General features: G+C 44.6%; 19 protein-coding genes. 9 read left to right on the top strand and 10 right to left on the bottom strand.

What is annotated here, in order from left to right:
* Positions 1-29: 29 nt before the first annotated feature.
* From PQ469_RS01510 to PQ469_RS01485, 6 genes are all read right to left on the bottom strand, one after another.
* A complete protein-coding gene (locus tag PQ469_RS01510; protein WP_274211408.1) occupies positions 30-548 on the bottom strand; it encodes a YceI family protein in 519 nt (172 codons plus the stop codon).
* Between the two features lie 109 nt (positions 549-657).
* Complete coding sequence (locus PQ469_RS01505) at positions 658-1,230, bottom strand: Crp/Fnr family transcriptional regulator (protein ID WP_274211407.1); 573 nt, start codon at positions 1,228-1,230, stop codon at positions 658-660.
* A gap of 546 nt (positions 1,231-1,776) precedes the next feature.
* Positions 1,777-3,405 (bottom strand): GH35 family beta-galactosidase, encoded by a 1,629-nt coding sequence (locus PQ469_RS01500; RefSeq protein WP_274211406.1) that lies wholly within the window; start codon positions 3,403-3,405, stop codon positions 1,777-1,779.
* 67 nt (positions 3,406-3,472) lie between these two features.
* Entirely contained in the window at positions 3,473-4,309 is an 837-nt protein-coding gene (locus PQ469_RS01495) for an alpha/beta hydrolase (RefSeq protein ID WP_274211405.1), read from the bottom strand.
* A gap of 10 nt (positions 4,310-4,319) precedes the next feature.
* Positions 4,320-5,429 carry a glycoside hydrolase family 43 protein gene (locus PQ469_RS01490; protein WP_274211404.1) on the bottom strand — a complete coding sequence of 370 codons (1,110 nt, stop codon included), beginning with the start codon at positions 5,427-5,429 and terminating at the stop codon, positions 4,320-4,322.
* 23 nt (positions 5,430-5,452) lie between these two features.
* A complete protein-coding gene (locus PQ469_RS01485; RefSeq protein WP_274211403.1) occupies positions 5,453-7,603 on the bottom strand; it encodes an alpha-glucuronidase family glycosyl hydrolase in 2,151 nt (716 codons plus the stop codon).
* A gap of 397 nt (positions 7,604-8,000) precedes the next feature.
* On the opposite strand from PQ469_RS01485, the gene PQ469_RS01480 reads away from it, so the two are divergent.
* Together PQ469_RS01480 and PQ469_RS01475 are read left to right on the top strand one after the other, a co-directional pair.
* The gene (locus PQ469_RS01480; protein WP_274211402.1) at positions 8,001-9,041 is read left to right on the top strand and encodes a LacI family DNA-binding transcriptional regulator; all 1,041 of its coding nucleotides are present in this window, start codon (positions 8,001-8,003) and stop codon (positions 9,039-9,041) included.
* Between the two features lie 6 nt (positions 9,042-9,047).
* The gene (locus PQ469_RS01475) at positions 9,048-9,794 is read left to right on the top strand and encodes an SDR family NAD(P)-dependent oxidoreductase (RefSeq protein ID WP_274211401.1); all 747 of its coding nucleotides are present in this window, start codon (positions 9,048-9,050) and stop codon (positions 9,792-9,794) included.
* Positions 9,795-9,884: 90 nt separating this feature from the next.
* On the opposite strand, the gene PQ469_RS01470 is transcribed toward PQ469_RS01475, so the two are convergent.
* From PQ469_RS01470 to PQ469_RS01455, 4 genes are all read right to left on the bottom strand, one after another.
* On the bottom strand, positions 9,885-10,682 hold the full coding sequence (locus tag PQ469_RS01470; RefSeq protein WP_274211400.1) for a polysaccharide deacetylase family protein: 798 nt from the start codon (positions 10,680-10,682) through the stop codon (positions 9,885-9,887).
* Positions 10,683-10,706: 24 nt separating this feature from the next.
* A complete protein-coding gene (locus tag PQ469_RS01465) occupies positions 10,707-12,236 on the bottom strand; it encodes a glucuronyl esterase domain-containing protein (protein ID WP_274211399.1) in 1,530 nt (509 codons plus the stop codon).
* 21 nt (positions 12,237-12,257) lie between these two features.
* Complete coding sequence (locus PQ469_RS01460) at positions 12,258-14,198, bottom strand: sialate O-acetylesterase (protein ID WP_274211398.1); 1,941 nt, start codon at positions 14,196-14,198, stop codon at positions 12,258-12,260.
* Positions 14,199-14,551: 353 nt separating this feature from the next.
* A complete protein-coding gene (locus PQ469_RS01455) occupies positions 14,552-17,311 on the bottom strand; it encodes a glycoside hydrolase family 2 TIM barrel-domain containing protein (protein WP_274211397.1) in 2,760 nt (919 codons plus the stop codon).
* Between the two features lie 361 nt (positions 17,312-17,672).
* Here PQ469_RS01455 and PQ469_RS01450 point away from each other — a divergent pair, with 361 nt between their 5' ends.
* The 7 genes from PQ469_RS01450 to PQ469_RS01420 all read left to right on the top strand — a co-directional run bounded on the left by PQ469_RS01450 (position 17,673) and on the right by PQ469_RS01420 (position 22,671).
* Positions 17,673-18,101, top strand: coding sequence for a QcrA and Rieske domain-containing protein (locus tag PQ469_RS01450; protein ID WP_274211396.1), 429 nt, complete (start codon positions 17,673-17,675; stop codon positions 18,099-18,101).
* A 10-nt stretch (positions 18,102-18,111) separates the two neighbouring features.
* Positions 18,112-18,549 carry a thioredoxin family protein gene (locus tag PQ469_RS01445; protein WP_274211395.1) on the top strand — a complete coding sequence of 146 codons (438 nt, stop codon included), beginning with the start codon at positions 18,112-18,114 and terminating at the stop codon, positions 18,547-18,549.
* 55 nt (positions 18,550-18,604) lie between these two features.
* Positions 18,605-18,835: a DUF4266 domain-containing protein gene (locus tag PQ469_RS01440; RefSeq protein ID WP_274211394.1), complete on the top strand. Its 231-nt coding sequence runs from the start codon at positions 18,605-18,607 to the stop codon at positions 18,833-18,835.
* 16 nt (positions 18,836-18,851) lie between these two features.
* Positions 18,852-20,060: a DUF3570 domain-containing protein gene (locus PQ469_RS01435; protein ID WP_274211393.1), complete on the top strand. Its 1,209-nt coding sequence runs from the start codon at positions 18,852-18,854 to the stop codon at positions 20,058-20,060.
* A gap of 109 nt (positions 20,061-20,169) precedes the next feature.
* Complete coding sequence (locus PQ469_RS01430; protein ID WP_274211392.1) at positions 20,170-21,102, top strand: FAD:protein FMN transferase; 933 nt, start codon at positions 20,170-20,172, stop codon at positions 21,100-21,102.
* Positions 21,103-21,115: 13 nt separating this feature from the next.
* Positions 21,116-21,337 carry a DUF4266 domain-containing protein gene (locus PQ469_RS01425; protein ID WP_090641074.1) on the top strand — a complete coding sequence of 74 codons (222 nt, stop codon included), beginning with the start codon at positions 21,116-21,118 and terminating at the stop codon, positions 21,335-21,337.
* Between the two features lie 35 nt (positions 21,338-21,372).
* Complete coding sequence (locus PQ469_RS01420; RefSeq protein ID WP_274211391.1) at positions 21,373-22,671, top strand: DUF3570 domain-containing protein; 1,299 nt, start codon at positions 21,373-21,375, stop codon at positions 22,669-22,671.
* Positions 22,672-22,676 lie beyond the last annotated feature (5 nt).

The following is a 22,676-nucleotide window of genomic DNA, read 5'->3' as shown; positions in this document are numbered from 1 at the left end:
GGCTTTAACTTTTTTGCTAAAACTGCTTATCAGGCAGCTTTAGCGGTTACATTTACATTCAGTTCAAAATCATTGTAAATCAGCGTATCGCCCAGGTCTTTGAAGAAATTACCTGAACGAAATTTTATGCCGTATTTAGTACGGTCAATTACCAGTTTTCCGGTTGTAGTCAACAGGTTACCATTTATATTGATGGCTGCATCAAAACCAACAGGATGTGTAATGCCTTTGATGGTCAGATCACCTTCAACATGATTGCCCGAAACTGAGGTGATATGTAAAGTTGCCTCCGGATATTTTTCAATAGAGAAAAAATCATCAGAAGCAAGGTGACCAGCAAACTGCGCATTGGTTGCAGGGTCGGTTACATCCAGTATTTTGATGGATGTGGTATCGATAGTGAATTTACCACCGGCAAGTTTACCATCATTTAAAATAAATTCGCCTTCTTTAACGGCGATGGTACCATTGTGTGCCCCGGTTACCTTACGGCCTACCCAGTCAATATTGCTTTGGGTACTTACGATTTCAAATTTTTGAGTTTCCATTTTATTTGTGTTTTTAATTACACAACAAAGTACGGCAGGAAATTTCAGGGGCACGTGTGACCTACATCACATTTAAAATGAATCGATATTTATGTGATATACATCACTTTCAGGTGTTATAAAGCCGGCTCAGGGTTTCTCTCGAAACGCCTAAGTATGCTGCAATCAGGTTTTTAGGGACTATATTATAAAGCTCCGGATAAAGCTTCAAAAGCTCTTCATACCGGTATTTCACATTATTATTCATGAACGATAACAGCCTTTTTTGAGCGGCCACGTATCCTCTATTAGTCCTCCATCTAAAAAAATGTTCGGCATTGTGGAGTTCATTACATAGTTTCTCCCTATCCTCATTACTAAGGCAAAGAACCTCCGTATTGGTAATACAATCTACATTGATGGTAGCCCTGGTATTGTTATATAACGCATTATAATCTGATGCCCACCAGGTGGGCATGGCAAATTGCAGGATAAACATTTTGAGATCGTCGTTGATAAAGAAGGTTTTCAAGCAGCCGGAGATTACAAAATATTCACAATCTACCTTATCACCTTCGGTAATAAGGGCCTGCCCTTTTTGAAAACGCTGCTGTTTAAAATGCGAAAAGAAATAGTCAAACTGCTCGTCGGTCAAACTGGCTATTTTAGCTACGTGCGCTTTTAAAATTTCTTTGGTTTCCATTGGCAGTTATAACTGGTGCAACTAACAATTTAAAGTTAGGAATTAATTGTAAATTCCTCATCAGTTGGCAATGCACTTCAGGGCAAACGCATCTAAATAGTTAACGGCGATAAGCTGTTATTTAATAATAGCTAACGGAATAAGCTTATAGCGTCGGGAAGATATAAGCATCAAGCGATACCTTGTTTTATTGGCTTATCGCGGTTAAATGATCCAGGTACACAAGGGACTTGTATTGGCCAACAACAGGCACAAATATTTGGATGCACCTAAATTGCACGATCAGTTTAGTGTTAACCATGCCAAAATTCAATATGTTGATTATTAAGTATTTAAATTAAATATATCTGAAATGTGTTAAGTTATGTTAACCCAACTATGTGCGATTTTCCTGGCAATGCGCTTGTGGGAAAATCACTTTTGAAATCTTCTGCCATATAATCGCTGTTTACCGTTTCTTGCCAAAAACACTAAGAAAAAACAAGCCAGTCATTTTGCTTATCAGCGTCTTTTGCGTGAAATAAATGTCATAATTGAGGTCGCTGCTTATTCATAGTTGTAAAGCTTAATACGTTGAATGCCATATTCGCCCGTCGGGATCCTGAGGTGCCGGCCCTGGTGGTCTTCATCGCCGTTTAAACGACGGCGTGCCTGCCATTTACCATTAACAAAAGTGCCCTCATCAACACTTTGTATTCCTGCCCGTTGCGACTGGTTTTTGGGTTTAAAACTTATTACCAGCCCGGTGCCACCCACATAAAACTCATCTTTTGATAAAGCGATGATGATGCCGCCCGTCAGCGGCCAGGTTGCTTCTTTGGCCTTTGGTGACCAACCTAAGGTTAAATCGTGCGCAACGGTTAATATATAATCGCCCATTTCCAATTTCACAGTATCGACAACCTTACTTAACAACATCCCTTCCATCAAACCTTGTTTTTTGGCTTTGCTAATCTCGCCCGATAACTGGTTAATAATATCATAGCATTTGCCCAACGATTCTGTTTCGGGCTTTTTGCCGGACTCAATCGAAAAAGGAGAAAAACCCAGGGCCTTATAGTGGCCAATTGCATAAAAAGCCTTTGCATCCACGCCTTCTTCAAAACGGTGTTCGGGAATCAGCAAAGCATTATCCGGCCGGGTATAGCGGTCATTCCAATACTTAAAATTGGGGTTATAAAAATCAGGCGAAAGTAGGTCGATATCCGGGGCGGCAGCTTTCCAAACATCAATTAAATGGGGTAACGGGCCACCGCTTGGGTATTGCCCGGGCTGCTTACCGGGCGCGTTAAGGGCCGCGTTTACATACATTGGCAGCGGGTAAACCGCTTTACCTGCCCTGGCTACTTCATTGGCATAGCTGGCAAAATACCAGGCTATAAACATTTCATCGGTAGCCGTGCTTTTACCAAAAACAGCCTCCCAGCTACCTGCTTTTTTATAGCCATTGCCCTCCCAGGCCGTTTGAATTTCGGGTACAAGTTTATCCCGATGCAAATTCAAATAAGCGATTAGCTTTTCGGGAACAGCCTGGCCAAAAGCAGCGTCGGCCGACTTTGAATGGTCGCGGGCACTGGGCAGCATGCCTATTTCATTTTCTACCTGTATCATTACTACCGTATGCTGCTGGCTGTCTGTTTGTTTTAAGTGCTGCATGAACGCGGCAAAAGCTTTACAATCTGCCTTCAATGCGTTTTCAGAAAACGGCGTAATGATCTCCTCAGATCGGCCTTCGCTGCTTTGCACACGCGGAAAGCGTTTTTGATCTGTTTTAATCCACGCTGGCGCGTAACAGCTCATGCTGTTTTTCCAGGTGCCAAACCAAAGTAATACCAGTTTAATTTGATGTTCCCTGGCGCTTTTTATAAGGTAATCAACCAGCGTAAAGTTATAAACGCTTTCCTTTGGCTCCATCAACTCCCAATATACCGGGGCTATCAAGGTATTCAGGTGCATTTTTTTGAGTTTGAGCCAAATAGAATCCATGTACGCTGTACTTGAAGCGCTTGAGTTTCCTAATTCCCCGGCAGTCATCAGTAAGGGTTTGCCATTCACCAGCAATTCGGCATTATCACCCCAGTATTTAATTTGCGGCATTGCCGGGCTGCTGTTTTGCGCTTTGGTTTCAAAAGCCATCAAGCAACACCAAATAAATGCTAAAACAACTGATTTCATAACGGTTGAATTACTTTAATGCTTAATCCCAATGATAAAACAATTAATACCTTTCCAAATGATCCTGTTACTTGCCCGCGTATACCCACTGTAGCGCCTTAAGCATTGTAACCGGCTTACCCGATAAATGGGTAACATCGTCGATAATGATGTGCTTAAAAACAAGCTTTTGGTAATTACGCTCATCAAGTAAAGCAACCAGTTGTTTATTGGGCACTACCTGCCCCGGCGCTTCAAGCCCGCCTACTTCAATAAAAATATTTGCAGGCAGGCTTTTATGTTTGCCGAAATAGCTTTTTTCTACACCGAAAATACTGCCGTTATCATAACCTAAAGCCGGACTACCTATAAGAATGTTTTTAAAAAGGGTTGGCTGCGTAAACAAGGCATACGTGGCAAATAAGCCGCCCATAGAATAGCCATATAAGGTTCGATTAGCAGTATCTGTTTTTAAACCCGCGTCGATAGTGGGGATAAGTTCTTTTTCGATAAAGGCTAAAAAACCAGGTGCCCCACCGCTTTCGGGTATTGCAGGGTTCTTTGTCGGCGTAAAATCGCGATTGCGTTTATTACCCGGCGTACCTATTAAACCGCCATCGCCAATGGCCACCAATATAGGCTCGGGAATATGGTATTCCGCCATCAAAAGCCCAAGATATTCCAGTGAAGGCGAAAAATCATTATCGCCATCAACAACATACAATACCGGGAATTTTCGCTTAGCGGTATCATAACCCGTCGGGTAATGGATATAAATATCATATTGATTACCCGCCAGTTTGGAATGCATCTGCAGATGATTAGAGTTGGGTATGGTAACCAGCCTTGCCTGCTGGGCAAAGCCATACCCGCACAGCATACAGCTCAACAACAAAGTTGTTGATATTAATTTGAGCACCTTCATAGCAACGTTATTACAAAAATGGATCGATTAGTTTAATAGAGCCATCGGTATTATGCTGTAGTTCCGTCACCTTTACATTACGCAGGTGGGTTTTGCCCGATATTTGGGTATCATGGTAAAATATATACCATTTGCCTTTTATTTCGATAATGGAGTGATGGGTAGTCCATCCTTGTACCGGTTTCATAAATACGCCTTTGTAGGTGAATGGCCCAATCGGTTTATCGCCTATCGCGTAGCAAAGCAAGTGCGTATCGCCGGTTGAGTAAGTGAAGTAATATTTACCATTGTATTTGTGCATCCATGACCCTTCAAAAAACCGGCGGTCATGATCCTTAGTTAATAACGGTTTGCCAAGGCTATCTAAAATAACAACATCTTTTACTGCACCGTCAAAGCTTTTCATATCAGGTGTTAACAGGGCTACACGGCAGCTGATGGCCGGGGCATCTTCCTGTTTCGAATCGGTTTTTGAGCCATCTGCCTCATATTTTCCGGTCGACCAGCGCTGCAATTGTCCGCCCCAGATACCGCCAAAATACATATAGGTTTTACCGTCGGTATCGGTAAATACAGCCGGATCAATGCTGTAGCTTCCGGCAATAGGTTCAGGCTCTGCCTTAAACGGCCCAATGGGGCTGGCCGATGTAGCCACGCCGATATGGAAAACGTCTTTTTTATCTTTTACCGGGAAGTAAAGGTAATAGGTACCGTTTTTATAAGCGGCATCGGGCGCCCAAAGCTGGCGGCCAGCCCAGGGAATATCTTTAATATCAAACCCAACGCCGTTATCGGTAACCTTGCCGCCAATGCTATCCATCGAAAGAATATGATAGTCTTTCATGGCAAAATGATCGCCATTGTCATTTTCGGGGATGCCTGCATTAATATCATGCGATGGATAAATATAAATTTTGCCGTTAAACACATGAGCCGATGGATCGGCAGTGTAAATGGAGCTGATAAGCGGTTGCGAAAGGAATTTTACCTTTTTGCCGGTATCAGCTTTGCTGCTGTCTGCATCGGCGGCCTTTTTTGTGGGAGGGTCGCATGCACTTAACATGCCTGCGGCTATAAAAAGCGTAGTAATTAATTTTGCGGTGGTAAATTGCTTGCTCATTGGCGTTTGGTTTATGGTGATGATTAATTGGTCATATAATTGTTGCCCCCGATACCCGGCACATAGTAATACTTCATTTCTTTATAGTAAGATAGCGGATGCTCCGGCTTAGGATATACGGCCCCGACAGGCATTTTTGAAAAAGTTTGAAAGTATAAAACACAGGCATCCCGCCATGCAGTGGCTTCAGTTAATTGAACTTTCATTAGCTGCTGTACCTGGTTAAAACGTTCCGCATCTATTTTGCCCTGCATTTTATCCCAGGTTAAACCTATTTGCTTAACAGAATCGGCACCCATATAATAGTGGTGAACCAACTCGTCCCATAACGACCTGCCAGAACGCATTTTAAAGGTCCAGCTTAAATGGTGGAACCATAAAATGTATTCATCGGGGCAGGTTTGAAGGTTTTCCCAATACGATTGTACCTGTGGCGCGTATTGCGACAGTGCATTGCTGCCTGTACCTGTTCGGTTAAAGCCAATCCCGGCCGAATCAGCCTTGTGATAGTAAGTGGCATTCCAATCGGGCCGGCCGGCATTGTCAACCCATGGGCCGGGGCCATAATGGGTAGATACACCCATGATGTGGTGCAAACCAAGCGGAGTCATATAATTAACTGTATTCTCCCTTGATTGTAGCATAATTTTTTTTACCGGGGATACAAAGCCAGCGTCATTGGTAAAAGTCATTTTTAGCCAGTCATCGGCTATAGCCGCCGGTGACCGATCGGGGTTCCAGGCCATGCGGCCAAAGGCATACCAGTTAGCCTGGGCAAAGGGATGACCGCACCAGTTTAAATCTGTGCCAATATTTGCTACACCGGCCATACCTGTTATTAGTTTTTTATTGAAATTACCCTGCAGGATACGTGATACGGTTGAACCCGTCCCCTGCGTGTAGGTGTCTGATTGCAGTGTTTCTGCAAATAACGGCGCTTCATAAACCAAATGGGTCGAAAAGCCAAGGTACTCCTGTGTTAGCTGGAATTCCATCATCAAGGCGGTATTGGGCATAGCTCCAAATAAGGGATGAAAAGGTTCCCTCGGCTGAAAATCAATCGGTCCGTTTTTTACCTGGATGATTACATTATCTTTAAACTTCCCATCAAAGGGCTTAAATTCATTATATGCCTGTTTCGATCTATCGTCGGGCACGTTGTTATCATACACAAAGGCGCGCCACATTACTATTCCGTGGTGTGGGGCCATCGCATCGGCCAGCATGTTGGCGCCATCGGCATGGCTGCGGCCATAGGCTTGGGGACCAGGCTGCCCTTCGGAGTTTGCCTTCACTAAAAACCCGCCAAAATCAGGAATGTAACGGTAAATTTCGTCGGCCTTATCAGCCCACCATTTTTTCACATCGTCATTAAGCGGATCGGCTGTTTTCAGGTGACCTAACTCTACCGCGCTGCTGAATTTTACCGACAAATAAATTTTAATACCGTACGCCCTGAAAACATTGGCCAGCGCCTGAATTTTAATTAAATACTGAGGCGAGAGTATTAACGCGTCGGCATTCACATTATTGATAACCGAGCCGTTGATGCCTACCGAGGCATTGGCGCGCGCGTAATCAATATACCGCTGGTCTATAATCCCCGGCAGCTTATGCCAGTTCCAGATAGATGAACCTGCGTAGCCACGCTCTACAGTGCGGTTCAGGTTATCCCAATGATCAAGCACCCGGTACGTTATGCGCGGGCGATCTGTGATACTAAGATTATTGATTGGCTGTCGGGTTTGCAGCAGCTTTAAAAAATTAAAAACACCATACAACACGCCAACATCGGTATTGGCTGTGATGAGGATACATTTTTTTTGATTTATAAGCGCTGTCTTTATAAGATAACCCTCGCTTCCTACGCTGTCCGCAACGACAACAGCCAGCCCTTTTAACGATTGCGGTGTGCCAATGATAATTGTTTGCCCGCCTGCTATGGTTTTAGTATCGGCAAGATGCATCGATAACATACCCTCCAACCCTTTTGTCAGTTCGGCTTTAGCGGCCTTTAGCTGATCGGATTCCGCCGGGAAAATCATATACTTCAGTTGCTGTTTATAAACCGCTACCGCCGCCCGGTTGGCTATTTTGTTATACCCGAGCCAAAGTTTATAGCCATTATCGGCAAATGCGTTGCTTACCACACCTAACAAAAGCAGGATTAGCAAACACCTATTTTTTTTTACAAAATATTTGGCCATGGCGTTAATATTTCAGCGTTGGTAAAGTTTTTTGCCCGGTTATAAAAACAATAAAATGATGCATTAAAATTTCTGAAAGCACACGTGTTATACATGTCCTATCCACAATGGTTTATAATGACTTAAGCTTTATGCAATCGATTGCAAATATATAAACCTTTATTTATATTTAGCAATTCAAAACCAATTATTCAATTATTGCTGAAATCATTTTGGTCAGTCCCAGGTAATAGGACATAAATCGATGCAATCGATTGCCCTAAATTAGCTAAACAAGCATTTAATTTTTACATTTATCCATTAAATAATCGTCGGCCATTTATGGCACGTTACGCAGTTAGTTTTAAGCGCTTTAATTAAACCCATGCCCGGCAGCGAAAAAGAGATTACCATTTACGATATAGCCAAAAAGCTCAATGTTTCGGCAGCTACAGTAAGCCGCGCACTCCAGGATCATCCACGGGTAAACAAAAACACCAAAAAGATGATTGTTAAGGCCGCCGAAGAAATGGGTTACCGTTCCAACTCGTTTGCCAGCAACTTACGCCGCAAAAACAGCAACATCATTGGGGTAATTGTACCAAGGCTCAATAGCAGTTTTACATCTGATGTGATAGCGGGTATAGAGAAAGTGGTGAACGATAATGATTATAACCTCATCATCAGCCAATCATTGGAAACAATGAAAAAAGAAATTAATAACGCGAAGGCAATGCTAAATAACCGGGTTGATGGCCTGCTGGTTTCGTTGGCCTATGATACTACCAATGTTGAACATTTTGAACCGTTTATAAAACGCAAAATCCCGGTAATTTTCTTCGACCGGGTGTTTGAGCACGACCATTATCCGCAAATTTATATTGATAATTTTAAAGCAGCTTACGAAATTACCGGGCACCTTATTGAGCAGGGCTGCACACGGATAGTGCATATTACTGCCAACGTTTTAAGAAATGTTTATTCGGAAAGGTTACGGGGATATAAAGCCGCGCTGGAAAAACACGGTATTCAATTCAACGAAAGTTTACTGTTCATTAATGATTTGAGCGTCAAAGCATCAGCCATAACCGCCCAGGAAATACTAAAAATGAACCCGCTGCCCGATGGTTTATTCTGCGCTAACGACGCAAGTGCGGTAAGCTGTATACAGGTACTCAAAAAAGCAGGGATAAAAATACCCGGGGATATTGCCGTGGCGGGTTTTAACAACGACCCGGTATCGTGCGTAATTGAACCCAATTTAACCACCATTAACTACAAGGGATTTGAAATGGGCGAAGTTGCCGCCAATTTGCTCATCAACCATTTGGTAAACAAAAACGACCTGCAACAAACCCATAGCCTGATACTAAGATCGGAGTTGATTGTACGGGAATCATCGACAAGGAAAAGTAATGACCACTAACAGATAATGGAATCAAAAACAAAACTCGCTATAGTTACAGGAGGCGCTTCGGGCCTGGGATTAGCCACGGCAAAAAAATTTATTGAACAAGGCATCAGGACAATTATTATCGGTCGTGACGAGCAGAAGCTGGCCCATGTGGCTCATGAACTTGGCGAACTTTGCAGTTATAAACCGTATGATTTGAGCCAAACCGCGGGGATACCAGCTTTAGTGGCTTCAATTGTGCAGGAGTTTGGTATACCAGACATCCTGGTGAACAATGCCGGCATTAACCATAAAAAGCCGTTTACAGAGGTTACCGACGAGGATTTTCAGCAAATTATACAAACAAACCTGGTGGCAGTATTTGCCCTGAGCCGCGAAGTTATAAAAAACATGCTGACTGCAGGCTGCGGCAGCATTGTTAATGTAAGTTCGATGGCGGCGCAGTACGGTATTCCTTACGTGATAGCTTATACGGCATCAAAAACCGCTATTGAAGGCATGACCCGCGCTATGGCCACCGAGCTTTCGCCGCAGGGCATCCGGGTTAATTGTGTGGCTCCGGGTTTTATCGCTACAGATATGTCGGCAAAGGCATTAGATAACGATCCCGCCAGGAAACAAAAAGTTTTAGGCCGCACCCCAATGGGCAAACTGGGCGAACCAGCTGACGTAGCCGAGGCCATTTATTATTTAGCCACAGATAGCGCCAAATATGTAACCGGCGTAATATTGCAGGTGGATGGCGGTAATTCGATTGGGTTTTAATTTATTTCACCTTGCTGCCTTCGCGCCTATTATTCAAATTTGTTATATCAGCACACATTTGCAAACCTGCCCGATTGGGCAGCAGGCTTATCATTTTTGCTGGCCGCTTTTGATGTAAGTGGCAACATCAACCATTGGGGCAACCCAAATGTCCTTTTGGTGTTGTTTAAGGTAGTGCAGCAACTTACTGTGGGCATCCAGGCTGACGTTAAGATTGTGCCCGCCCCCAACACCATGAAACAAAAACACCAGCAAAGTGCGCGATTGCATGGCCTGTTTAACCAGGTTAATCAAATAATCGGCAGATTGCCCGTTAATCATGAAACTATCAATGTTATCCAGGTTTACCTGTTTTAATGTCTGTAGTCCTGGGGCAACGCCCCGTGCGCCTGCAAAATCATTTTTAAGGTAATCGTAAAAATATTTATCCCCTATTTTAAGATCGCCGCATGGGAATGCAAAGGTACGCGCCGTTTTGCCGTCAATCGCTTTAAGCAGGGTATTGGTTGCTTTTATTTCTTTAACGGCACGGTCAAGCGAGTATTTGCTCAGGTCGGTTTCGGCGGTTACAAACCCGCGGCCGGGCAAACTGCCATCGCAGGGGTGATACAGGGAATGATTGCCCAACTCGTGGCCATGCGCCGCAGCTTTTCGCCATTCTGCCATCCGGTTTACCACAACCGGCGATGAGCCGATAAGGTAAAATGTTCCTTTCAAGTTGAGCGAGTCGAGCGCAGGCAGTACGTTATCAAGGTCAACATTGATTGCGTCATCGTAGGTTAATACAACCGCGCACTGTTTATTATTCCACAAGGGCTTATCCTGCGACCTTGAAATTAGCGCAAACAGTAGTAAAAAAAACAGGATGGCGTATTTGACTGGTTTCATTTAATATTCCGTTTTTTGATTTGGTTATTTAGCTGCGGGATTACCTGCCTTCTCCTGTTCCATCATTTTTTTAGCCCAGGCAATAAAGTATTTTACGTTTGGCGCATCGGTATGGCCGCCGTCGTGCTGCCGCCAGGCCAATGCCCCGTCCAGCATCCCGGTGTTTACGGGCGGCATTTTTTCTGTTTTATAATCGTTTGATACGCCAATGTCTTTTACCCCCAGTAATTTAAAAACCGCCCCGGCTGCAACGGTAGCCATATAACTCCCCTGCTGATCCAGCCACTTGGCGTCGCCCTGTTCGGGAATGCCGTAGCTGATAAATGTAAGCCTTGGCGCGCAAAGGGCTATCAGTTCATGCGCATCTACGGGTAAGTCCTTAGCTGTTTTAGCGCCAAAGGTGGCCTCGCTGGCCCCGTATTTCATAAAGTTACCTGCCATCCAATAATACTCGCCGCCGGTTAAACTTTCAACCGCTTCACCAAAATTGCGGCGGTGTAATTTGGCGCCACCCTCGCCAGACGAACCGATGAGGCCCATGGCAAAGCGCCGCTCAAAAGCAAGTGTCACCAAAGCGGCTTTGCCATAGCGCGATACCCCTTCAATGCCTACGTGTTTGGCATCAACGGCGGCTTCGGTCTCCAGGTAATCCAAAGCCCTTGCTGCGCCCCATGACCATGCGCGTAAGGCACCCCAATCCTCGGGTTTACGGGGCTGCCCTTTATTTACCAGGCCAATTATACCCCTGGTAAGCCCTTCGGCATTATCTGCCTGTATCGATGAAGGATCAATCAGCACATAACCCCAGCCATTGGCTATCAGCTGCATGGCCGTAGGCGGATCGCCCTTTATTACCGGGAAACCGCCCGGCCCAAACGGCGATTGCTCTGCGACAGGGTTATAAGCGGGATATTGCTCAAAAATGGCTTTCAGCTCCGGGTGTTCTTTTACAAGTAACTCCTTCAAAGCGCTGTTTATCTTTTCCAGGTCAGCAGGAGATGGTTGCGCCGGCGCCGGAAGCGCGCTGCGGGCAAACATCATTAGTACCGGAACAGGGCCCTTGGCAAAGGCCGGCAGCACAAGTGTCATTTCAATGTTGACGTTGATTGAGGGGCATGCGGTATTATCAACATGACCTATCAGCTGTTTGGCTATTACGGGATAAAAACCTACACGTTCTTTGTCGGTTACCTTAACCGTCCAGGTTACTTTGGGTACATTAGCCGGTATCCTGCCGTAAACTTCACGCTCCATATCCTCTATAATTTCGGGGCGGCGTTGTTTCCACCATACATCGGCAGTGGTTACTTTTTTACCATTTTTAAGGGTAAGGGCATCCGGTAAACCGGGGAAAGGGTTGGCTAAGGCCTCATCATAGTTAGCGTGGTTGGGGGCATTTTCATCACCACTTGGGCCATTACGCAATGTTTTAATACCCAACTGTTTCATCATATTCTGATGATCCTGTTCGGCCGTAAAATTTACCGGGGCCGGGCTTTGGGCACTAACTACTACGGGTAATGCGAGTAAAAAAAAGAAAATGGCAGTTTTCATTTTTACGGATTTTATGGTGAATTATGGTTTATCAGTACGGAAAGGCGATGCAGGCAAACCTTCTTTGTTATACAGGTTGGCTCCATCGGGGTTATCGGCCCAGGCATACCTTACATATAATGGCGTTGGTATCTTATCACTCCATACCAACACTTTATCGCCCTTAATAACGGCACTGGCCCAAACAAACTTTTTATCGGCACCGGCTATAGCAAATTGCGATAGTTCATCCCCATTTTTAGCAACAAGCCCGGTGCCTGTGTATTTAAAAGTCAGTTCAATTTTATTACCATCTACCCGTGCCGATTGATAAACCGGGCCGCAAGGGATTACATTGCTATCACCATAAGCCACATTTTGGGCAGCTATGGCCAGGCGCTCGCCTACCGTTTTTTTATCAAGCGGATGAATATCGTTCCATTCGCCTGCATCAATGTTTACAGCCATGCCTGTGCCGGGTAAGGCAAGCGCCTCCAGTTGTCCCTCCCGCAACATAGCCCAATCACTTTCGGCCGGCGCGTATTGCGCCTCGTTAAAATTAGGGAGCTGGGCATATACAAACGGAAGGTTGCCCTGCTGCCATTTATCGCACCAGTCGGCAATAAGGGCTTTTAATAAAACGCCGTATGCTTTTGCGCTATTGGCGTTACTTTCGCCCTGGTACCAGGCCAGGCCTTTGATGGTGTAGTTAATAACCGGCGCAACCATGGTATTGTAAAGGCCGGTCGGTTCATTTTGGGCAATAAATTCGGCAACGGGCTTAACCGGCTCAAACACTTGCCCTACTTTATATTGCCAATCGCCGCGCAGGTCGATGGTGTCGGCCGCTACGCCCAGGTAATATCTTTTATCGGGCACAAAACCGCCTTTGCCGGCAGTGTTTACCACACGCACAACTATTACATTTTTGCCCGATTTTAGCAAACCTGCAGGCACATCATAACGCCGGGGCGGATACTGGTAGGTAATGCTGCCTACAAGCCTGCCATTGACATAAGTTTGATCGGCATCAATTATCCTCCCTAAAAACAATTTGGCTGCTTTGCCATCAAAAGATGCCGGCAGGTTAACTTCTTTACGAAACCACACCACGCCATTCAGGCCTTTAATGCCCTGGTCGGCCCAGTAACCGGGGAGCCAGTAATGGTGCCAGTTATGCGGTATGTAGGCGGTATCGTACCACGGTTTATTTTCTGTTAAGCCCTTGTCAATTCCGAGCGCTGATGTATTGAGCGGATTATTAGGCGGCAAATGCTTTTTTAAAACGCTATCTATAAAAACGGCATTGCCAAATTGCTTTACCCTGTCGTTATAGGGTTTGATATCCATGAGTCCTTGTTCACTAATCCAGGCTTCTATGGGTGTGCCGCCTACGCTTGAGTTAATGATACCTATTGGCACATGGTATTTTTGATAAAGCCGCTTGGCAAAAAACCAGGAGGTAGCGCCGAAACCCAGCACCGTTTCCCGATCGGCCTTTACCCATTTCCCGGGCAACAGGTTGGTGTGCTGTTTGGTTACATCGGCTTCGGTTTTTACAAAAAAGTTCCTGATTTGCGGGTAATTGGCAGTTGCTATCTCATCGGGGTATTTTTCCTTTACCCGCTCCATTTGTAAAGCCATATTTGATTGGCCCGAGCAAAACCAAACATCGCCAATTAAAATATCGCTGATGGAGATATGATTGGTGCCCTGTATATCCATTGTGTAAGGTCCGCCGGCAGGCATTGCCGGTAAAACCACTTTCCATGAGCCATTTTTATCGGTAACCGTACGGAAAACCTTATGCTGAAATTCAATGCTGATCTTTTCGCCTGCCTCCGCCCATCCCCAGATATTCACATGTGCATTGCGCTGTAGCACCATGCCGTTTGCAACCAGCTGCGGCAGCCGCACCAAAGCATAAGTGGGCAGTATAAAACTGGCGCACAGCGCGATAAGCAATAGCTTCACTGATTTCATAATTTGCGGGAACTTTTAGTCTGGAGGTTTACTTTTACGAAGTAACAAATAAAAAAAGATTTGTGCAATCGATTGCACAAATCTTTTTTACGTTATTGCTCAAAACAACCATGTTATTGACCCTGCGGTCGGTTGTCTTCGTACCTACCTATGACATAGTTAACTTTCCTGTCATCCTGAGGTACGAAGGATCTGTCAGCTGTGCATGACCGATAGAAAAGTTCGCGAGATGCTTCGTTCCTCAGCATGACAGTCTTTTATTTTTGAATGTCATTCCTCCTTCAGAATTCGCGGGTTTTGTGCCTCATTAGAAGCAACAACTTGATAACCGACTAAATCCAGCTTCATAAGGCTCAATGTATAAAATCAAACCAAAGTATTCCGCTTATCTTATCGCCGCTGGCATGGTTGGTTTGGCTTTGTGGCCCCATTACTTTTGCCGGCTGAAATTTGGTGCCGATGGGTGCAATGGCATTTAAAAATCCGATACTTCCTTCAGGAAAAGCCGGCTCCACATTGTTATTGCTCAGCGCATCTTTTTCCCTTGCCGGGTGCAGCATTTGCAGGTAAGTGTTTTTATCGGCAGAATAAACGGTAAACGGCGACTCCTTATTTTCGATAGTTACCCAGTTAACTTCGGCATGGTAACCTTTAAATTCCGGGTATCCCCAGGTTTCGCCGGTAATAGTATTGTTATAGGCTTTATGCCAAATGCCAAACTGCTGGCCTTTCAGCCGGTTTTTCCAAACGCGGTAGGGACCGCGGCCAAGCCATTTCATGCCGGTAATTTTTTCTTCGGGGTAATTGAAGGTGATACCCATAAAATCGGCGTCGCCCTGTTGCACGTACTGGTACTCCAGTTTAACAGGGTGCCCGGCAGCGAAAGTCCAGGTTACGTGTAATGAGCCCGCACCCTGGTAATCGGCTTCTACAACATATTTGCCGACATCGGCTTTGTGTGTCAACTGTTTTAACTGGGTATTAACACCGGCCAATACAGGCCCGCCCGATAACGAAATTGCGCCTGCCGGTTTACGCACTTTTTGAATGTAACCCGTAACCTTATCAAAATCATAGCTGATGCCATCGCATTTGATGGTTAATATTTTATCTGTCTCGGTTGTTTTTATAGCCGATTTGGCCGGAGATGACGCGATTTTGCCGGCAATGTCAGCCGGTGCGCCAATAGCCCAGCTCCAGGTAAATAGTTCTTGCTTATCCGGCCCGTAAGCTGTTAGATATAGTGCATCATTCTTTTTCCACGATGCGGGCAGTGTTAAGTTCAATGTCCCTTTCTCGCCGGGTTTAAGCTCAATGGTTTTTAGTAAGCCCGTTGCGGTTACTATAGCATCGGTTGTTTTACTTTGTGCTGATGGGAATTTAACCAGTTTCCACTTAAAACTGCATTGATTAAGGTTTGTGAACGAATAGCGATTTTCGACAGCTATTTTACCATCAAAACCTGCATCAATTGGTTGCGGGTTAATATAAACCGGCGACCATATTTCTTTTATTGCATAAAAGCTGCCTTCTTTTTCGCGGTGCGGCCCAACAATACCATCAGGGGCATGGTTGCCGTCAGAATCATAGGTGTTGTTTTTATCGGTACGGATTACAGCCTCGTCTAAAAAAGCCCAGATAAAGCCGCCTGCCCCATGCGGATGTTTTACCATCTGCGCCCAAAAATCATCAAGCCCGGCTGCAGCGCCGCCATCATACAGGCCGTGCATAAACTCTGTGGGGAAAAAGACTTCCTGTCCGTTGGCCGCTGCATTAACCATATAATTGTAATCAGGGTAATGTTTAGTATCGGTGCCGTTAAATTTTTCCCAGGGGTGTATCACCGTACGTTTTTGCGGATCATATAAAGCATAGTCATTATCAAGCCCCCGGTTAAAGCCTCCCTCGTTACCGTTATCCCAAAACAGGATGGAGGGGTGGTTTACATCGCGTACTACCAATTCTTTAACCAGTTTGCGGCCTACCACGGTATCGTATTTAGCCTGCCAGCCGGTAAGCTCATCCAACGCATATATGCCCAGGGAATCGCAAACATCCAAAAAATCACGGTCGGGCGGGTAGTGCGACATACGGACTGCATTCATGTTCATTTCCTTCATCAGCTTCACATCCATTAAGTGAACGCCATAGCTCAGGGTACGCCCGGTTTCGGGCCAAAAGCTGTGTCTGTCGCTACCCTTCATCATTATTTTTGCACCGTTTACATACAAGCCATCGTTGGTGCGCAGCTCTACCGTACGAAAGCCAAATTTTTGTTTAACCCTGTGAAGAATGCCTGTTTTGTTTTTTACAGCAACCACAACCTGGTATAAGTTAGGGAACTCGGCACTCCATAATAGCGGTTTAGCAAAATTGGCTTGTAATTCAACATGGTCGGCTGCCAGGTTTGCTTTTGCATTAAATGGCTTACCTACATTTTGGCCATTAAGGTTTTGTACCTGGGCTTCAATCAGCTCATCGCCCTTTAAGTTTTGAGCATATACATCTAAGCGGAAGGATCCATCGGCCTTCGCGTTTACCGCCATCCTGTCAATAAAAGTTTCCGGAACAATTTCCAGGTAAACGGGCCGGTAAATTCCGCCGAAAACCCAAAAGTCGCTGTTGCGGCGCTCGGCATCATTTACCGATGAGTTTGCCGATGTTTTATCAACTGTTACTTCGAGCAGGTTTTGCGCATTGGGCTTTATCAAACCGGTTATATCATATTTAAACTGATAAAAACTACCCTGGTGTACCGGCCCGGCCAGCTTGCCGTTAATTGTAACTTTGGTATCGGTCATCGATCCTTCAAAAACGATATATACTTTTTTACCGGTTAGGTTACCTGCAAAAAAATCATGCTTATACAACCCCTGCTCGTTGCTTTTAACCTTGTCATGCCCGTAGTTATAGCTGCCAAAGCCCTGTAATTCCCAGTTTGACGGTACCGCGATTTTTGTCCATACGCCGCTTTTTCTTCCTCCGGTGCAGTAAAAATCCCAGGGTACGGTATGGTCTTTATCCGTTCCCGACAGGTATTTAACAATGGTTTCCTGCGAAAAAACATCGAGGCAAACAAGCATGAGCAATAATGGCAATAGTATCTTTTTCATAGTTGGGTTTACAAAAACAGGTGGCACAGGTTTAATCAGCAAACAAGGTTAATTACTACCAGGCGATTTAAAAAAAATATCCCCAACTAAAACTGTGCAATCGTTCCCGGAACTATTTCAGGAAACTTGAATTAGCGGGGCGGCATGCAATATTTTCTGTCAAATAGCGGTAATCACATTGTCAGGCAGTTGTTAAAATCTGTTAAATACCTCGATTTTCATTTCAACTACAGATTTTGCCGGTAATATTGAAGTATAAAGATTAACGTCAGCTGGTTAATCGACACAATATTGGCATTCATCCGTACCTGCACCTTTACTAAGCTGATTAAGTAGAACTTAGAATATTAAACAAGGCAAAATGGATAGAAAAGAGTTTCTTTCGGCAATCGGATTGAGCGCAGCATCATTAGCTGTTATAACATGTATAGGGTGCTCCAAAAAAGGTGATTCAACATCTACCTCGGGCACTACCGGCCCCACCGGCGTTGATTTTACACTTGATTTAACAACATCGGCAAATTCGGCCTTAAATGCAAACGGTGGGTATTTATCGTCAAACGGGGTACTTGTAGCCCGAACTACAGCAGGCGCTTACATTGCTGTTCAATTATCATGTACGCATGAAAATTATCCTTTAGTATACCAGGGCTCGGCCGGGCATTTTTACTGTAACAACCATGGTTCGGCGTTTACCGAGGCAGGTGTTGTTTTAAACTCACCGGCAAACAGAAATTTAACCACTTATCATACCGCCCTTACCGGCACATCATTAAGAGTTTACGCATAATTAAAACAAAATGAAGTTATTATTTATATCCTTGATCGCAGGTTTATTTGCCAACGTTACATGGCTGGGCGATTATAGCCAGGCCACAAATGAGGCTGCAAAAACACATAAACTAATTTTAATAAACTTCTCCGGATCAGACTGGTGCGGCCCCTGTATCAGGGAACGTAAAGAGATTTTAGAGAACGATGCCTTTACAAATTACGCTGCCGATCACCTGGTTTTGGTGAGGGCCGATTTTCCGCGCCAGAAAAAAAATCAGCTTAGTAAAGAACAGGTAAAGTTAAACGAGGCGCTGGCCGATAAATTTAACCCTGACGGTAAATTCCCCTACACCATTTTGGTTGATGAGCATGGTAAGGTTTTAAAAGACTGGGACGGTTTTCCTAATGAATCGCCAGATCAGTTTGTTGACCAGATTGCCGCAGTTGCCAATACAGGCAAATAATACGATAACACATCGGTTATGTGTCCTGAATATTTTAATAAATAAAACCCCTGATATGAAAAAGTTCCAAAAAAATATTGGAGTTATTGTGTTTTGCCTGTGTATTACGGGTTTGTTGCAATCATGTATGTCGGTTAAGCAATATCAAAAAAGCCGCATCAATGATTCCGAAATGGAACTTTCGGCCCGAAAGTCTCAAAAGTTCGAACAAAGTTTCCAATTATACCGCGAAGGTGGCTCTGGTGCCAATGGAGGCAAAAGTGGAGGTGGCTGTGGTTGTAATTAATTAAGCATCGTATTAAATGAGAAAAATATATTTAGGGGTGCTTGCGCTGTACATGGGCATCCTGTCATCGCACGCGCAAACCAAGGATACTACCGGTTACCAGGCCCGCAAACTAAAAGTTGATGAGGTTAATTTTGTTTCCGCGTATTACCACCAAAACGGTAATAATTCGGCAGTTACCGGTGGTATCGGTACAGAAAATTTAACCGATTTTGCAAACACGCTCGATCTGCAAATGTCTAAGCTTACCAAAGCGGGCAATAAAAACACCTTTGTGTTTGAATTAGGGGTTGATCACTATACCTCGGCCTCGTCAGATAAAATTGACCCTTATAGTGTATCATCAGCTTCAAGGCAGGATACCCGCGTTTACCCTTCTTTAAACTGGACACACTCCAACGAAAAAACCGGAACCGCTTATGGTTTCACCGGATCTTATTCGCACGAGTTTGATTACCAGTCAAAAGGTGTTGGGTTTAACTTTACCAGTGTTTCAAAAGATAAAAACACCCAGTTTGATTTTAAAGCGCAGGCATTTCTTGATAGCTGGAAAGTGATATTACCGGTTGAATTACGGCCGGCAGGCTATGGTTCCGGATCCGACCGGGACGGGCGGGGCTCAGTACCGCATAGTCCGCGTAACTCATTCAGTACATCGTTCTCGTTGTCGCAGGTTATTACGCCGCGTTTGCAAGCTTTGCTGATAGTTGAACCCTCATACCAGCACGGATTGCTGGCCACCAAATACCAGCGCGATTATTTTACAGATGGTACTGAAAGGGTGGAGAACCTGCCCGGCCAGCGGTATAAGCTGCCTATTGCTGTGCGCTTCAATTACTTCCTGGACGATCATTTTATTATCCGCACATTTTACCGGTATTATATGGATAACTGGGGGATAAGAGCGCATACTGCCGAAATTGAGCTGCCTGTTAAATTAACTTCATTTGTTTCGGTAAGTCCGTTTTACAGGTATAACAACCAACAAGGTACCCGGTACTTTACACCTTACGGCCAGCATAACCCAACGGATACTTATTACACCAGCGACTATGACCTATCAACCCTGCACAGCAATTTTGTGGGTGCCAATTTCAGGTTATCCCCGCCAAACGGTGTATTAGGATGGCAGCATTTAAATACGCTTGAGCTTAGGTATGGGCACTATATGCGATCGACAGGTTTAAACAGCGATGTGGTAACGCTGGCTTTAAAATTTAAATAGGACAGTAATTTTTTCTTATAAGATATACGCAGCAACCTGTGGCAACCTGAAAACTAAGCCACCAAACATGTAGCAGCCGAACACGAATATTATCGATAAATGTTAAAATATGCCTGATCTTCAAATTTTTAAAAGGAGCTGCAAACTGATGGGCAACCGCTTTGAATTAAGCGTTGTGGCCGATAGCGAGCAATGGGCAAATGACCGGATTGATGATGGAATAGCCGAAATAAGCCGGATTGAAAAGCTGCTTACCACCTTTAGCGAGGATAGCGAAACCAACCAGGTAAATCAAAACGCGGGCATCAAACCCATGCCCGTGAGCCGCGAAACTTTTGAATTGGTAAAACGATCTATCATGATATCAAAAGTAACGCAGGGTGCTTTTGATATTTCGTACGGCTCGATTGACAAACGGCTATGGAATTTTGATCAGCAAATGACGGCTTTACCCGATGCAGAAACGGCCAGGCAAATGGTTAGGCTTATAAATTACCGCAACATTATATTAAACGATAATGACTGTACTATTTTTTTAGCCGAAAAGGGCATGCGCATAGGCTTTGGCGGGATAGGAAAAGGGTATGCCGCCGAGCGTGCCAAACTGATTATGCAACAACAGGGTGTTACAAGCGGCGTGGTAAACGCATCTGGCGATTTAACAGCCTGGGGTACGCAGCCAAACGGCAACAAGTGGACGGTTGGTATAGCCAATCCCGATGCATCGCAACAAATTTTCTCCTATTTGAGTATATCGGGCCTTGCGGTAGCTACCTCGGGTAACTACGAGAAGTTTATTATGATAGATGGAAAAAAATACTCGCATACTATAAACCCGCGTACAGGGCTGCCAGTTACCGGCATTAAAAGCGTAACCATTATTACCACCAATGCCGAAATTGCCGACGCCATGGCCACGCCGGTAACCATAATGGGTGTACACGCCGGCCTCGATATGATTAACCAGATGAAGGATATTGAGGCTATAATTATTGACGATAACGACAGGCTTTACACCTCAAAAAATATAAACATTAAATAAATCCCCTATAAAAATGACTAAACAATTGATTAAAGTTACGGCCTGCCTGCTATTGGCAGGCTCGTTTACATCATGTGTTCAACTAAAAGAATACCAAAAAAACAGGATAAACGATTCTGAAATGGCGTTAAGCAACCGTAAAGTTGAAAAAAACGAGCTGAATTTTCAATCGTACCGTGAAAGTGCTTCAGGAGCCAATGCCGGTAAAACCGGCGGCGGTTGCGGCTGTAACTAATCGTTTTCATTCCCTTTCTATTGGTTTCTTAAAACATGAAAAAAATATATTTATCCGTATTAGGGTTTTCCCTGATATGCAGGATGAGTGCGTATGCACAAACATCAAAAGATAGCATTATTCGCCTTAACCCGGCCTTCAGCCTGGCAACATCAACCGGGCAGGATACCAACGCCTACCGACCGCGTGCTTTGCGGGTTGACGAAGTAAATTTTGTATCCAGCTACTACAATCAAAATGGTAACCACTCGGCCGTAACCGGCGGCATTGGTACCGAAAAAGTAACCGATTTTTCAAATGGTATCGATCTTAAACTGGTTTGGCTAAACAATGCGATGAACAAAAACACGCTATCTGTGGGCCTCGGTATCGATCATCACACCTCTGCTTCGGCAGCTTATGTATCAACAACCGGGGCATCAAATACCGGCGGCAGCAGAATATACCCATCGTTGGATTGGACTGTTGAAAACTCAAAAAAAGGCACCAGTTTTGGTATTGGCACTTACTATTCCAGCGAGTATAACTACAAATCGCTGGGCGCCGACCTCCACTTTTCGGCAAAAACAGCCAATAAAATGGGCGAGTTTGGTGTAAAACTACAAGGCTATTTTGACCATGTAAAGCTGATATATCCATCGGAGTTTATCCCGCAATCAACCACAACGGTTACAACAATTACAACAGCAAGCGGCAATTCATCAAGTTCCGAAAGTGAGGGCAAAGCCAGGATTCCATCAAGCCCAAGAAATACTTATACAGCATCATTCTCTTATTCACAAATAGTAACATCAAGGTTGCAAATCATGTTCCTGGCCGATGTGGTTACCCAGCATGGCTTTTTAAGCCTGCCATTTCACCGGGTGTATTTTTCGAACGGAAAAGATACCATAGAACGATTGCCATCGTCGCGGTTTAAGCTGCCTTTAGGCTTCAGGGCCAATTACTTCCTGGGCGATAATGTTATCCTGCGGTCGTACTACCGCTATTATACCGATAATTGGGGCAGTAAATCAAACACCGCCAATCTGGAAATAGCATACAAGGTTACGCCATTCTTTTCCATATCTCCGTTTTACAGGTACTATACACAAACCGCTGCCAAATACTTTGCGCCTTATGAGCAAAACAGCCCAACGCAGGCATACTTTACCAGTAATTACGAGTATGCAAAGTTCAACAGCCAGTTTTTCGGCGCAGGTTTCAGGATAGCACCGCCAAAAGGTGTGTTAGGCTGGGAAAGTTTACATGAATTGGAACTACGATACGGCCATTATAAACAAAACGTTGGTTTGGTATCCGATGTGGTATCGTTAAGCCTTGGCTTTAAATAAAATAA

Origin of the sequence: Mucilaginibacter sp. KACC 22773 (assembly GCF_028736215.1) — a bacterium.
In the GTDB taxonomy this organism is placed as follows: Bacteria; Bacteroidota; Bacteroidia; order Sphingobacteriales; family Sphingobacteriaceae; genus Mucilaginibacter.
The sequence above is the reverse complement of the archived record's forward strand: the minus strand, read 5'-3'. Positions and strand labels throughout refer to the sequence as shown.